This is a genomic window from Erwinia sp. GW821-FHT03D09, from assembly GCF_059420805.1.
On record NZ_JBWKUK010000010.1, the window covers coordinates 134,032 to 148,233 of the forward strand.

Annotated in this window: 11 protein-coding genes; 10 read left to right on the plus strand and 1 reads right to left on the minus strand. The window is 55.6% G+C overall.

The genetic code is table 11. The features are described from left to right. Positions 1–3: 3 nt before the first annotated feature. From msbA to AC07U6_RS12055, 6 genes are all read left to right on the plus strand, one after another. Positions 4–1,752 (plus strand): lipid A ABC transporter ATP-binding protein/permease MsbA, encoded by a 1,749-nt coding sequence (gene msbA, locus AC07U6_RS12030; RefSeq protein ID WP_494762178.1) that lies wholly within the window; start codon positions 4–6, stop codon positions 1,750–1,752. Next, the gene (gene lpxK, locus AC07U6_RS12035) at positions 1,749–2,723 is read left to right on the plus strand and encodes a tetraacyldisaccharide 4'-kinase (RefSeq protein ID WP_494762179.1); all 975 of its coding nucleotides are present in this window, start codon (positions 1,749–1,751) and stop codon (positions 2,721–2,723) included. Before msbA ends, lpxK begins: the two co-directional genes overlap by 4 nt. 61 nt (positions 2,724–2,784) lie before the next feature. Then, a complete protein-coding gene (locus AC07U6_RS12040) occupies positions 2,785–4,008 on the plus strand; it encodes a winged helix-turn-helix domain-containing protein (protein WP_494762180.1) in 1,224 nt (407 codons plus the stop codon). Positions 4,009–4,087: 79 nt separating this feature from the next. After that, entirely contained in the window at positions 4,088–4,270 is a 183-nt protein-coding gene (locus AC07U6_RS12045) for a Trm112 family protein (protein WP_494762181.1), read from the plus strand. Further along, positions 4,267–5,013 carry a 3-deoxy-manno-octulosonate cytidylyltransferase gene (gene kdsB / locus AC07U6_RS12050; RefSeq protein ID WP_494762182.1) on the plus strand — a complete coding sequence of 249 codons (747 nt, stop codon included), beginning with the start codon at positions 4,267–4,269 and terminating at the stop codon, positions 5,011–5,013. Before AC07U6_RS12045 ends, kdsB begins: the two co-directional genes overlap by 4 nt. A gap of 136 nt (positions 5,014–5,149) precedes the next feature. Continuing rightward, the gene (locus AC07U6_RS12055) at positions 5,150–6,043 is read left to right on the plus strand and encodes a YcbJ family phosphotransferase (RefSeq protein WP_494762183.1); all 894 of its coding nucleotides are present in this window, start codon (positions 5,150–5,152) and stop codon (positions 6,041–6,043) included. On the opposite strand, the gene elyC is transcribed toward AC07U6_RS12055, so the two are convergent. Continuing rightward, the gene (elyC, locus tag AC07U6_RS12060) at positions 6,020–6,808 is read right to left on the minus strand and encodes an envelope biogenesis factor ElyC (protein ID WP_494762184.1); all 789 of its coding nucleotides are present in this window, start codon (positions 6,806–6,808) and stop codon (positions 6,020–6,022) included. The genes AC07U6_RS12055 and elyC overlap by 24 nt on opposite strands. A 126-nt stretch (positions 6,809–6,934) precedes the next feature. Between elyC and cmoM the strand changes: the two genes are divergently transcribed. Genes cmoM through mukB form a run of 4 tightly spaced genes read left to right on the plus strand, consistent with a single transcriptional unit; the run spans position 6,935 to position 14,197 of the window. Then, positions 6,935–7,720, plus strand: coding sequence for a tRNA uridine 5-oxyacetic acid(34) methyltransferase CmoM (cmoM, locus tag AC07U6_RS12065; RefSeq protein ID WP_494762185.1), 786 nt, complete (start codon positions 6,935–6,937; stop codon positions 7,718–7,720). Continuing rightward, positions 7,717–9,039 (plus strand): chromosome partition protein MukF, encoded by a 1,323-nt coding sequence (mukF, locus tag AC07U6_RS12070; protein ID WP_494762186.1) that lies wholly within the window; start codon positions 7,717–7,719, stop codon positions 9,037–9,039. Before cmoM ends, mukF begins: the two co-directional genes overlap by 4 nt. Beyond that, complete coding sequence (gene mukE, locus AC07U6_RS12075) at positions 9,020–9,739, plus strand: chromosome partition protein MukE (protein WP_494762187.1); 720 nt, start codon at positions 9,020–9,022, stop codon at positions 9,737–9,739. Before mukF ends, mukE begins: the two co-directional genes overlap by 20 nt. Then, positions 9,740–14,197 (plus strand): chromosome partition protein MukB, encoded by a 4,458-nt coding sequence (gene mukB, locus AC07U6_RS12080; protein WP_494762188.1) that lies wholly within the window; start codon positions 9,740–9,742, stop codon positions 14,195–14,197. It begins immediately after the preceding gene. Positions 14,198–14,202: the final 5 nt, after the last annotated feature.

Genomic DNA, 14,202 nt, shown 5'->3' on the forward strand with positions numbered 1-14,202 from the left:
ATAATGCATCTGGATAAAGATCTCTCAACCTGGCAGACATTTCGTCGTCTCTGGCCAATGATTGTGCCTTATAAGGCGGGATTGATTGTGGCCGCTATCGCGCTGATCCTTAACGCGGCGGGCGATACGCTTATGCTGTCACTGCTGAAACCTTTACTCGATGATGGTTTTGGCAAGGCGGATAGTTCTGTTCTGATATGGATGCCGCTGGCCGTTATCGGTCTGATGCTAATTCGCGGTATTACCAGCTATGCCTCTAGCTACTGTATATCCTGGGTGTCCGGTAACGTAGTCATGGGCATGCGCCGCAGGTTGTTCAGCCACATGATGGGAATGCCGGTCTCGTTTTTCGATCAGCAATCGACCGGAACGCTGCTATCGCGTATTACCTATGATTCTGAGCAGGTCGCGTCTTCTTCTTCCAGCGCGCTGGTGACGGTTGTGCGTGAAGGGGCATCGATTATCGGCCTGTTTATTATGATGTTCTATTACAGCTGGCAGCTGTCGCTAATCCTGATTGTACTGGCTCCTATCGTCTCCTTTGCTATTCGCAGCGTGTCAAAACGCTTTCGTAATATCAGCAAAAATATGCAGAACACCATGGGGCAGGTGACCACCAGCGCCGAACAGATGCTGAAAGGGCATAAAGAAGTGCTTATCTTTGGCGGTCAGCAGATCGAAAGCGAACGTTTCGATCGCGTCAGTAATCGTATGCGCCAGCAGGGAATGAAGCTGGTCTCTGCATCATCGATCTCCGATCCTATTATTCAGCTGATCGCCTCTCTGGCTCTGGCATTTGTGCTGTATGCCGCAAGCTTCCCAAGCGTGATGGAAACACTGACCGCCGGTACGATTACCGTCGTGTTCTCCTCAATGATTGCGCTGATGCGTCCGTTGAAATCACTGACCAACGTTAACGCCCAGTTCCAGCGTGGAATGGCGGCCTGCCAGACGCTATTCTCGATTCTGGACAGCGAGCAGGAGAGTGATAAAGGTACCCGCACCGTCGATCGCGTGAAGGGAGATATCGAGTTTCGTAATGTAACCTTCGCTTATCCGGGCCGTGAAATCCCCGCGCTGAAGAACATTAATCTTAATATTCCTGCGGGAAAAACCGTTGCTCTGGTTGGGCGTTCAGGCTCAGGTAAGTCCACTATCGCCAGCCTGCTGACGCGCTTCTATGATATTCAGCAGGGTGAAATTTTAATGGATGGCCACGAGCTGCGCGAATACACCCTGTCTTCGCTGCGTAATCAGGTAGCGCTGGTTTCACAGAATGTGCACCTGTTTAACGACACCATCGCTAACAATATTGCCTATGCGCGCAGCGAGCAGTACAGCCGTGAAGATATTGAGAAAGCGGCCACCATGGCTCATGCAATGGACTTTATCGGCAAAATGGAACATGGCCTGGATACCGTCATTGGTGAAAACGGCGTGCTGCTTTCCGGCGGACAGCGTCAGCGTATCGCCATTGCACGCGCACTGCTGCGGGACTGCCCGGTGCTGATTCTGGACGAGGCTACATCGGCGCTGGATACGGAATCCGAGCGAGCAATTCAGGCAGCACTGGATGAACTGCAGAAAAACCGCACTTCGCTGGTCATTGCTCACCGCCTTTCGACTATCGAAAAAGCCGATGAGATTGTGGTCGTGGAAGACGGGCAGATTGTTGAGCGCGGTAGCCATGAAACGCTGCTGGCTGAACGCGGTGCCTACGCTCAGCTCTATAAGATGCAGTTTGGTCAATGATTGAACGCATCTGGAGCGGCCGCTCTGCGCTATATGTGCTGCTGTTGCCGCTTAGCCTGCTATACGGGCTCATCAGCAATTTGCTGCGGTTGAGTTACGTTTGGGGCTGGCGTAAAGCGTGGCGCGCTCCGGTTCCGGTGGTGGTGGTGGGTAACCTCACCGCCGGGGGTAATGGTAAAACCCCGGTGGTTATCTGGCTGGTGCAGTCTTTGCAGCGGCATGGTTTGCGCGTAGGCGTTGTCTCACGTGGCTATGGCGGCAAGGCTGAGCGTTATCCGCTGGTGCTGGGTGCCAAAACCAGCACGACTGAAGCAGGTGATGAACCGGTGCTGATTTACCAGCGTACCGGCGCTGCCGTGGCGGTTTCACCCAGCCGCCGCGAAGCCGTTGAGGCTTTGCTGGCAGCAGGGCCGATAGATATTATCGTTACCGATGATGGATTGCAGCATTACGCGCTGGCACGTGATATTGAGATCGTAGTTGTTGATGGCGAGCGTCGTTTTGGCAACGGCTGGTGGTTACCGGCGGGGCCGATGCGCGAACGTGCTGGTCGGCTAAAAAGCGTGTCTGCGGTGATCAATAACGGCGGCGTACCGCAGCCTGGTGAACTGGCGATGCAACTGGTGCCCGGTCCCGCGATTAACCTGTCCTCGGGCGCTGAACGTGATGCGGTAACGCTGGATAACGTCATTGCGATGGCGGGTATTGGCCATCCGCCGCGATTTTTCAATACGCTACGTAATCTGGGTATCTCTCCGGTAAAAGAGGTTGCTTTTGCCGATCATCAAAATTACAGCGCAGCGGCGCTCAGCGCGCTGGTTGAATCCGGGCAGACGCTACTGATGACCGAGAAGGATGCAGTGAAAGCCCGGGCTTTTGCCAGCTCAAACTGGTGGTATTTACCGGTGGAGGCCGTTGTGCAAAATGCCAATCCGCTACTGGCTCGTATTCTGGCGCTGAGCAAAGGCTAACGTTAAATTCCCGTTCAGCCGGTCAGCGCTCAACTGAACGTATTCGTTGACGGAGCGCGCCATGATCTCCTCAAACATTTCGTTGAACCATGCCCGTCAGCTACAGCTGGCGGCGCAGGGATTATTACGGCCACTACGACGAAAAGCAGTTTTCGACGATCTGCTTGCCAGCATCAGGCAAATGTCTTTACTGCAAATCGATACTATCCACGTGGTGGCTCGCAGCCCCTATCTGGTGTTGTTCAGCCGTCTTGGCGAATATTCTCCGGAGTGGCTGGAGCAGGCGCTGGCTCAGAAACTGCTGTTTGAATACTGGGCACATGAGGCCTGTTTTATTCCCATTGAGGATTACCCTCTGCTGCGCCACCGCATGTTGAACCCTGCCGCGCTCGGCTGGAAATACAATCAGGCCTGGATGGATCAGCACCAGCAGGAGATAACCGGGTTGCTGGAGTATATACGTGAACGAGGGCCGGTCCGATCCGCTGATTTTGACGCTCCGTCGGGTCAGAAACCAGGCTGGTGGTCTTGGAAACCGCATAAACGTCATCTGGAAAATCTGTTCAGCGCCGGGGAGTTAATGGTGACCGAACGGCGAAACTTTCAGCGAGTGTACGATCTGCGCCAAAGAATGATGCCGCAGTGGGATGACCAGCTGCACGCGCTGAGCGAAGAAGACGCGGTGCAGCAGATGCTGGAACGCAGTGCAGCCAGTCTCGGTATTTTCCATCCGTCATGGCTGGCCGATTACTATCGACTAAAGCGTGCGCCGGTAGCAACGTATCTTGCACAGCGGCTGGAGCAGGGACAGGTTCGCGCGGTAAAGGTGGAAAAACTCGGTGAGCTGTACGTTCACCATACTCGCTATTCGCAGCTGGAAAACCCGCAGGCAGCAACGCACACCGCAATACTCTCTCCATTTGATCCGCTGGTATGGCATCGCAAACGTGCTTCGGAACTGTTTGGTTTCGATTATCGCCTTGAATGCTATACCCCAGAAGCCAAACGTCAGTACGGTTACTTTGTTTTGCCGATTCTTCATCGTGGGGCCTTAAAGGGGCGGCTGGATGCCCGCATGCTGCGTAAAGAGCGCGTTTTGCAGGTCAGGGAACTGTGGCTGGAACCCGGTACGCGCATCAGCCAGCAGCTTCTGGATGATTTACAGTGCGCGCTGAACCGTTTTGCCCGTTGGCAGGGTGCTGAGCAGGTCAGGCTGGAGATGCTGCCACCGAAGTTAGCCCATCGCTGGTCCGCCGTCTGGCCCACCGGGGCGGATAGTGATTAATCCCGAAGTTAACAACAGCACCGGCAGCAGCTATGGTATTCTTTACCTACTGTAATTCCGGGTCCATTACGGAGGAACCATGGATCATCGTTTACTCGAAATCGTCGCTTGCCCTGTTTGTCACGGCAAGCTGTACTTCAATAAAGATCAGCTGGAGCTGATTTGTAAGCCTGACGGTCTGGCCTATCCGGTTCGTGACGGCATTCCTGTTTTGCTGGAAGTGGAAGCCCGCTCTCTGACGCTGGAAGAGACTCATCCATGAGTTTTATCGCCATTATTCCTGCCCGTTTTGCTTCTACTCGTCTGCCGGGTAAACCGCTGGTTGATATCCACGGTAAGCCGATGGTTGTCCACGTCATGGAGCGCGCGCTTGAGTCCGGTGCCGATCGAGTTATTGTGGCGACCGATAACGCGGATGTGGCCCGAGCGGTTGAGGCTGCTGGCGGGGAAGTCTGCATGACGCGCCCCGATCATCAGTCCGGTACTGAGCGCCTGGCGGAAGTGATTGAGAAGTATAACTTCCCGGACGATGCGGTTATCGTCAACGTGCAGGGTGATGAGCCGATGATCCCACCGGTGATTATCCGCCAGGTTGCGGACAATCTGGCTCGAAGTACGGCAGGCATGGCGACGCTGGCTGTCCCGATTACCTCTGCTGAAGAGGCGTTTAACCCGAACGCGGTAAAAGTGGTGCGCGATGCCAACGGCTACGCGCTCTATTTCTCGCGGGCAACCATTCCGTGGGATCGCGAGCGGTTCAGCTCTTCCCGTGATGAGATTGGCGATACCTTCCTGCGCCATATCGGTATCTACGGTTACCGTGCCGGGTTTATCCGCCGCTACGTCAGTTGGGAAGCCAGTCCGCTGGAGCAGATCGAGCTGCTGGAGCAGCTGCGTGTGCTGTGGTACGGCGAGAAAATCCACGTTGATGTTGCCAAAGCGATTCCCAGCGTAGGTGTGGACACGCCTGAAGATTTACTTCGCGTCCGCGAAGCGATGCAGTAACGTCTGCGGGGCCGGTTAACCGGTCCCTGATTCTCCGCTGAATTTGATCCTGCACGGGGTAAATTCCCCGCCTCAGCGCCATCATAGATACCCGCATTAACGACAGGGTATGCCCTCTTACCTGACAGGAGGAGAGATGGAACAACTTCGCAATGAACTGGCACTGGTACTGGGTGAGGCGGTCAGCCGCGTTGAATGTATTAAACGCCAGCCGGATGCCAGCCTCTACACGCTTTACGATGATAACGGCTATTCGCTGCCGATGGTCGCCAAGTATTTCCGCATTAAGGGTATTGCTGCACAGGAGGCGCACAAGCTGTCGCTGCTGGCGCGTGAAGGCCTGGTGCGTGTACCGGCGATCTACGGTCTGGTGATCAGCCAGCAGATGCCACTGCATGAGGTGTTGCTGATTGAACGGATGGGCGGCGTGTCGATTGAGGCGCCATCCCGCACCTATACACGCTGGCAGCAGCTACAGCAGCAAATCGTTGGAGGGCTGCTCAGCTGGCATAAAATCGACAGCCACGGACTGGTAGGTACGGTGGACAGCACCCAGAGAAACACGTGGCCAGCCTGGTATATGCAGCGGGTGGAGGTGATATGGGCAACGCTCAGCTATCTGAAACCGCCGCAGCTGACTCAGGAAGATCGGCAGATTCTGTACCGCAGCCGCGAGAACCTTGCCGCTCTGTTTCGCGATTTTGATGACCCCTGCGTGTTGGTCCACGGTAATCTGGCACTCAGCAGCATCCTGAAAGATGCCCGTGGCGACCAGCTGCTTGCGTTGGTCAGCCCCGGTAACGTCCTGTGGGCCCCGCGTGAGTTCGATCTTCACCCATGGTGCGGCAGCACAATGGGTGAAGAATTACTGGCCTGTTACCTCCAGCGGGCACCAGTGGCCGAAGAGTTTGTTGCACGCCGCTGGCTGTATATCCTCTGGGAGGAGATGCAGAAGCTGATTTTTACGGCTCAGTTTGACCGCCAGCGCTTTGATATTGCGGCGACATCACTCCTTCCCTGGCTGCGCTGAAGGGGGCGTCTCGGGTTTTATTGCCTGCCAGAGCCGTCCAATCCATTCATAGACCGCGCGTTCACTGTGCCCCAGCCATAAAGCCGATGGTGTGAACTTATCCCAGTAGCTAATAGGGGAGTCGATAGCCATCTGGTTAGCCGGTGCGGGCCACGGCTGCAGTCCCTGGCGCTGGAAGAAAACCATTGCCCGCGGCAGATGGCTGGCTGAGGTCACCAGTGCGAAAGACTTTTTGCCAATAATTTTTGCCACTTCCTGCGCTTCCTCTTCGGTATCACGCGGTTTATCGAGAGTGATGATCGCTTCCGCGGGTACGCCCAGCGACTGCGCCACACGCGAACCGACTTCAGCCGTGCTCAGCGGATTGGTCTTTGCCGCCGCGCCGGTGAAGATCATCTTTGCTCCCGGATTGGCCTGCCAGATGCGAATCCCTTCCGTCAGGCGCGGCAAGCTGTTGTTCAGCATATTGGAGCTGGGGGCCCAATCCGGGTTCCATGTATAGCCGCCGCCGAGGACGACAACATAATCGACCCGGTGCTGATTTTGCCAGGTGGGCCAGCGGTTTTCCAGCGGCCTTAGCAGGCTGTCGGCCACCGGTTGCAGGCCAAGCAGCAGTAACAGCAGCCATGCAGTGGAGATAAGCGTTTTGCCACTTTTCTGCCAGCGACTGAACCAGAGAAGCAAAATCCCTACTGCCATGAGTATCAACAGCACTGGCAAAGGAAGCAGCAGCCCGCCGATGACTTTTTTTAAGGTAAAAAGCATGAAAACAGGTTCCTTTTGTCCGAAAAAACATCACCCGGAAGCCGCATGATGACTGAAAGGTTTATTATCTGCCAGTGTATGCGAAAATGAGCGCCTGAATCACCCCTGAAAGCCGGAGCCGTCAGCATGCAGGATCGCAACTTCGATGATATCGCAGAAAAATTCTCCAAAAATATTTACGGTACGACTAAAGGCCGTATTCGCCAGGCAATTCTCTGGCAGGAGCTTGATGCGCTGCTGACAACGTTACCTGCTGCTCCTCTTTGCGTTTTGGACGCCGGTGGTGGAGAAGGGCAAACGGGCTGCGGAATTGCCGCGCGGGGGCATAACGTACTTTTATGCGATCTCTCCGCTGAAATGCTTAGCCGCGCGCGTCGCCTCGCCGAAGAAAAAGGTGTGAGCGACAACATGCAATTTAAACAAATCAGCGCTCAGCAGGCAGGCCAATATATGGATAAGCCCGTTGATCTGGTATTGTTTCACGCTGTACTCGAATGGGTGGCGGAACCGCAGCAGGCGCTGTGTGCGCTGTATGATGTACTCAAACCGGGTGGCGTATTGTCGCTGATGTTCTATAACATCAATGGTCTTACTATGCAGACCATGGTGCTGGGGAATTTTGGCTATCTACAAGCGGGATTGGGTAAGCGCAAACGTAAGACGCTATCCCCCGATTATCCGCGCGATCCGCAACAGGTTTATGGCTGGTTGCAGGAGTGCGGTTTCACTATTGAAAACAAAACCGGCATTCGGGTATTCCACGACTATCTGCGTGACAAAAATAAGCAGAGTGAACGATTTGATGAGGTTCTGGCGCTGGAGAAGCAGTACTGCCACCAGGAGCCATTTTTAAGTTTAGGGCGTTACATCCACGTCACAGCGCGGAAACCCATTCAAAAGGACGAGTTATGAGTGAATTTTCCCAGACTATACCTGAACTGGTGGCCTGGGCGCGAAAAAATGATTTTTCCGTCTCTTTGCCAACCGAACGTCTGGCATTTTTGCTGGCCGTTGCGGCTTTAAACGGCGAGCGCATGGATGGCGAAATGAGCGAAGGCGAACTGATAGATGCTTTTCGCCACGTCAGCGACGGATTCGAGCAGACCAGTGAAACCGTTCTGGTGCGTGCTAACAATGCCATTAATGACATGGTTCGTCAGCGCCTCCTCAACCGCTTCACCAGCGAATTTTCCGAAGGGAATGCGATTTATCGCCTGACGCCGTTGGCGATTGGCATCACCGATTACTATATCCGCCAGCGTGAATTCTCCACGCTGCGGCTGTCTATGCAGCTCTCTATTGTGGCAGGTGAACTGAAGCAGGCTGCCGATGCCGCCGAGGAAGACGGCGATGAATATCACTGGCACCGTAATGTTTTCGCCCCATTAAAGTATTCGGTCGCTGAAATATTCGACAGTATCGATATTACCCAGCGCATTATGGATGAGCAGCAGCAGGCGGTAAAAGACGATATCTCTCAACTGCTGAGTAAAGACTGGCGCGCGGCGATTTCCAGCTGTGAGCTTCTGCTGAATGAAACGTCCGGTACGCTGCGCGAACTGCAGGATACGCTGGAAGCGGCGGGGGATAAGCTGCAGGCAAATCTGCTGCGGATTCAGGACTCAATTATGAACAGTCCGGATCTCGGCTTTATCGACAAGCTTGTCTTCGATCTGCAAAACAAACTCGACCGCATTATTAGCTGGGGCCAGCAGGCTATCGACCTGTGGATTGGCTACGATCGCCACGTGCATAAATTTATCCGTACTGCGATAGATATGGATAAAAATCGCGTCTTTGCCCAGCGCCTTCGCGTCTCGGTGCAGAACTATTTCGATATGCCGTGGGCACTCACCTACGCCAATGCCGATCGCCTGTACGACATGCGCGATGAAGAACTGACGCTGCGCAATGAAGAGGTGACCGGTGAACTGCCGTCTGAGCTGGAATACGAAGAGTTTAATGAAATTCGCGAGCAGCTTGCCGCGATGATTGAAGAGGCACTGGCGATCTATAAAGCGCAGAAGCGGCCGCTTGATTTGGGCGCGGTGATGCGTGATTACCTGGCACAGTACCCGCGAGTCCGTCATTTCGACGTGGCGCGTATTGTTGTCGATCAGGCCGTGCGCTTAGGCGTGGCCGAAGCAGATTTCTCCGGTTTGTCCGCTGAGTGGCAGGCCATTAATGATTACGGAGCCAAGGTGCAGGCACATGTCATCGACAAATATTGAACAAGTGATGCCGGTTAAGCTGGCGCAGGCACTGGCTAACCCGATTTTTCCGGCGCTGGACAGCCAGCTGCGCGCAGGCCGTCATATTGGTATTGAAGAGTTAGATAATCACGCTTTCCTGATGGATTATCAGGAGTTTCTGGAAGATTTTTACTCGCGCTACAACGTTGAACTGATCCGCGCACCGGAAGGTTTTTTCTACCTTCGTCCGCGCTCCACAACGCTGATCCCGCGCTCGGTCCTTTCCGAGCTGGATATGATGGTCGGAAAAATTCTCTGCTACCTCTATCTCAGCCCGGAACGCCTGGCCAATGAAGGGATTTTCAGCCAGCAGGAGCTGCACGATGAGCTGATGTCGTTAGCGGATGAAGGTAAGCTGCTGAAGCTGGTGAACCAGCGTTCAACGGGCTCTGACCTTGACCGACAGAAGCTGCAGGAAAAAATGCGAGCCTCGCTGAACCGCCTGCGCCGTCTGGGCATGGTGTGGTTTATGGGTAATGACAGCAGTAAGTTCCGCATTACCGAATCGGTATTTCGCTTCGGCGCCGATGTGCGCAGCGGCGATGATGCTCGCGATGCGCAGCTGCGGATGATTCGCGATGGCGAGGCGATGCAGCTGGATGGCGGACTGGCGCTGAACGATGAGCATGATGACGGTGAAGCAGACCACAGCGCGCAGGAAAGCGGAGAGGAAGAATAAATGATTGATCGTGGCAAGTTTCGCTCACTGACGCTGATTAACTGGAACGGTTTTTTTGCGCGTACCTTTGACCTTGATGAGCTGGTCACCACGCTCTCCGGCGGTAACGGTGCCGGTAAATCGACCACCATGGCGGCCTTCGTTACCGCGCTGATCCCCGACTTGACGCTGCTGCACTTCCGTAACACCACGGAAGCGGGTGCGACGTCGGGTTCCCGCGACAAGGGGCTGCACGGCAAACTGCGCCCGGGCGTGTGTTACGCCGCGCTGGACGTGGTGAATTCGCGCCATCAGCGGGTAATCGTCGGCGTCCGCCTGCAGCAGGTCGCAGGCCGCGATCGTAAAGTGGATATCAAACCGTTCAGCATTCACGGCCTGCCAACGGCAATCAATCCGACGGAAATCCTGACCGAAACGGTCAATGCCCGCCAGGCGCGCGTGCTGCCGCTCAGCGAACTGAAAGACAAGTTCGAAGCGATGGAAAGCGTGCAATTTAAACAGTACAACTCAATCACCGATTATCATGCGGTGATGTTTGACCTGGGTATTGTGGCTCGCCGCCTGCGCTCTGCCGCTGACCGCAGCAAATACTATCGCCTGATTGAAGCTTCGCTTTACGGCGGTATCTCCAGTGCGATCACCCGCTCGCTGCGCGATTACCTGCTGCCGGAAAATAGCGGCGTGCGTAAGGCATTCCAGGACATGGAAGCCGCGCTGCGGGAAAACCGCATGACGCTGGAAGCGATCCGCGTGACCCAGTCCGATCGCGATCTCTTTAAGCATCTGATTTCTGAAGCGACCAGCTACGTTGCCGCAGATTATATGCGGCACGCCAACGAGCGGCGTATTCATCTGGATGGCGCTATTCAGCTGCGCAGCGAGCTGTTCACCAGCCGTAAACAGCTGGTCGCCGAGCAGTTCCGCCACGTTGAAATGGCACGTGAACTGGCCGAACAAAACGGCGCTGAGAGCGATCTTGAAACCGACTATCAGGGTGCCAGCGATCACCTCAATCTGGTGCAGACCGCGCTGCGCCAGCAGGAAAAAATCGACCGCTATGATGCTGATCTTGAAGAGCTGACCTTCCGCCTGGAAGAGCAGAACGAAGTGGTGGCGGAAGCGCGCGAAGTACAGGAAGAAAATGAAGCGCGCAACGAAGCGGCCGAGCTGGAAGTGGATGAGCTGAAAAGTCAGCTTGCCGATTATCAGCAGGCGCTGGACGTACAGCAGACCCGCGCTATTCAATATCAGCAGGCGCTTCAGGCGTTGCAGCGTGCAAAAGAGATTTGTCAGCTGGGCGATCTCAGCGTGGAAAATGCTGAAGAGTGGCAGGAAACCTTCCAGGCTAAAGAGCAGGAAGCAACTGAAAAACTGCTGCAGCTGGAACAAAAAATGAGCGTAGCGCAGGCCGCCCACAGCCAGTTTGAGCAGGCTTTTGAGTTGGTTACGCGTATTGCCGGTCCGGTTAGTCGTGCCGATGCATGGCAGACCGGGCGTGACATGCTGCGCGATGCCGCCAACCAGCGCTACCACGCGGAACAGCTTCAGCCGTTGCGTTCCCGTCTTTCCGAGCTGGAGCAGCGCCTGCGCGAACAGCAGGATGCTGAACGCCTGCTGAATGAGTTCTGTAAACGTCACGGCAATCGTGTTGAAGCTGATGAACTTGAGGCGCTTCACGGCGAACTGGAAGCGCAGATCGAACTGCTGAACGACAGCGTCGCCGATGCCGGTGAACGCCGCATGGCACTGCGCCAGGAGCTGGAGCAGCTGCGAGAACGCATTACGCGTCTGACCCGCCAGGCTCCACAGTGGCTGGCTGCGCAGGAGATCCTGACCCAGCTCAGTGAACAAACCGGGCAGCCGCTGGAAAGCAGCCAGCAGGTAACCGAGTTCATGCAGCAGCTGTTGGAGAGCGAGCGAGAAACCACAGTTGAGCGTGACGAAGTTGCTGCCCGCAAACGCGAACTCGAACAGCAAATTGAACGACTGAGCCAGCCGGGCGGGGCGGAAGATAACCGTCTTAATGCCCTGGCCGAGCGTTTTGGCGGCGTGCTGCTGTCAGAAATTTATGATGATGTGACCATCGATGACGCGCCTTACTTCTCGGCGCTTTACGGTCCGTCTCGCCATGCGATTGTGGTACCTGACCTTTCGCTGGTCCGTGACCTGCTGGACGGGCTTGAAGATTGCCCGGAAGACCTTTACCTGATCGAAGGCGATCCGCAGTCGTTCGATGACAGCGTATTTAACGTAGAGGAGCTGGAAAAAGCGGTGGTGGTGAAAGCCGGCGATCGCCAGTGGCGCTACTCCCGTTTCCCTAAAGTACCGCTGTTCGGCCGTGCCGCGCGTGAAAATCAGCTTGAGCTGCTGCACGCCGAGCGGGAAACCCTCGCCGAGCGCTACGCTACGCTCTCTTTTGACGTGCAAAAAGCGCAGCGCCTGCACCAGTCCTTCAGTCGGTTTGTCGGTAGCCATCTTGGCGTGGCATTTGAATCCGATCCGGAAGCGGAAATGCGTCAGCTTAACAGCCGCCGGAGTGAAGTTGAACGCGTGTTGAGCAATCACGAAAGTGAAAATCAGCAGCAGCGCCAGCAGTTTGACCAGGCAAAAGAGGGCGTCGCGCAGCTGAATCGCCTGCTGCCGCGCGTCAGCCTGCTACTGGATGACACGCTGCAGGACCGTTACGACGAAGTGCTTGAGCGTCTGGACGAGGCGCAGGAAGCTGCGCGGTTCATTCAGCAGCATGCTGCACATCTGGCAAAGCTGGAGCCGATCCTTTCAGTATTGCAAAGCGATCCCGAACAGCACGAACAGCTGAAGCTCGACTATCAGCAGGCACAGCAGCAGCAGCGTGATGCGCGCCAGCAGGCTTTTGCGCTAACTGAAGTTGTTCAGCGCCGCACGCACTTCAGCTATACCGACTCCGCCGGTATGCTCAACGGCACCAGCGATCTGAATGAAAAACTGCGCCAGCGTCTGGAGCAGGCGGAAGGCGAACGCGCCCGCGCCCGCGAGCAGCTTCGACAGCATCAGACGCAGCTGACCCAGTATTCTCAGGTGCTGGCGTCGTTGAAAAGTTCGTATGACGCCAAGCGTGACATGCTGAAAGAGCTGCAGCAGGAGATGCAGGATATCGGCGTGCAGGCCGATGCCAGTGCGGAAGAACGCGCGCGCCTGCGTCGCGATGAGCTCTACAGCGCGTTGAGTAATAACCGTGCGCGCCGTAATCAGCTGGAAAAACAGATTACCTTCTGTGAAGCCGAAATGGATGCGCTGCAGAAAAAACTGCGCCGCGTTGAGCGTGAGTACCATCAGGGCCGTGAGCAGGTGGTCAATGCCAAGGCGGGCTGGGTTGCGGTACTAAGACTGGTGAAAGATAACGGCGTTGAACGCCGCCTGCATCGCCGCGAGCTGGCTTATATGGGAGGCGATGAACTGCGCTCCATGTCGGATAAGGCGCTGGGTGCGCTGCGTCTGGCCGTGGCAGATAATGAGCATCTGCGCGATGTGCTGCGTCTGTCGGAAGATCCGAAACGCCCGGAGCGTAAGATCCAGTTCTTTATCGCCGTCTATCAGCATCTGCGTGAGCGTATTCGCCAGGATATTATTCGCACCGACGATCCGGTTGAAGCGATTGAACAGATGGAGATTGAACTGAACCGTCTGACCGAAGAGCTGACCGCCCGCGAGCAGATGCTGGCGATCAGTTCACGCAGCGTGTCGAACATTATCCGCAAAACGATCCTGCGTGAGCAGAACCGCATTCGTCAGCTGAACCAGGGACTACAGGCGGTCAGCTTTGGCCAGGTTAACAGCGTGCGGCTGAACGTCAACGTCCGTGAAGCGCACTCAACGCTGCTGGACGTGCTTTCCGAAGAGCACGAACAGCATCAGGATCTGTTTAACAGTAATCGCCTGACCTTCTCAGAGGCGCTGGCGAAGCTGTATCAGCGCCTGAATCCGCAGATTGATATGGGGCAGCGCACGCCGCAGACCATCGGTGAAGAGCTGCTGGACTACCGCAACTATCTTGAGATGGAAGTGGAAGTCAACCGTGGTTCTGACGGCTGGCTGCGTGCAGAAAGTGGCGCGCTGTCTACTGGTGAAGCAATCGGTACGGGGATGTCGATTCTGGTGATGGTGGTCCAAAGCTGGGAAGAAGAGTCCCGTCGCCTGCGCGGTAAGGATATTTCACCTTGCCGACTGCTGTTCCTGGATGAAGCGGCACGTCTGGATGCGAAATCGATCGCCACGCTGTTTGAGCTGTGTGACCGTCTGGAGATGCAGCTGATCATTGCGGCTCCGGAAAATATCAGCCCGGAAAAAGGCACAACCTATAAGTTAGTGCGTAAGGTATTTAATAATACCGAGCACGTACACGTTGTGGGGCTGCGCGGATTCTCCGCTGATATTCCGGCGAATTCAGGCGGAGCGGAGAGCAGTACCGGGGCTGGCTGACGTAG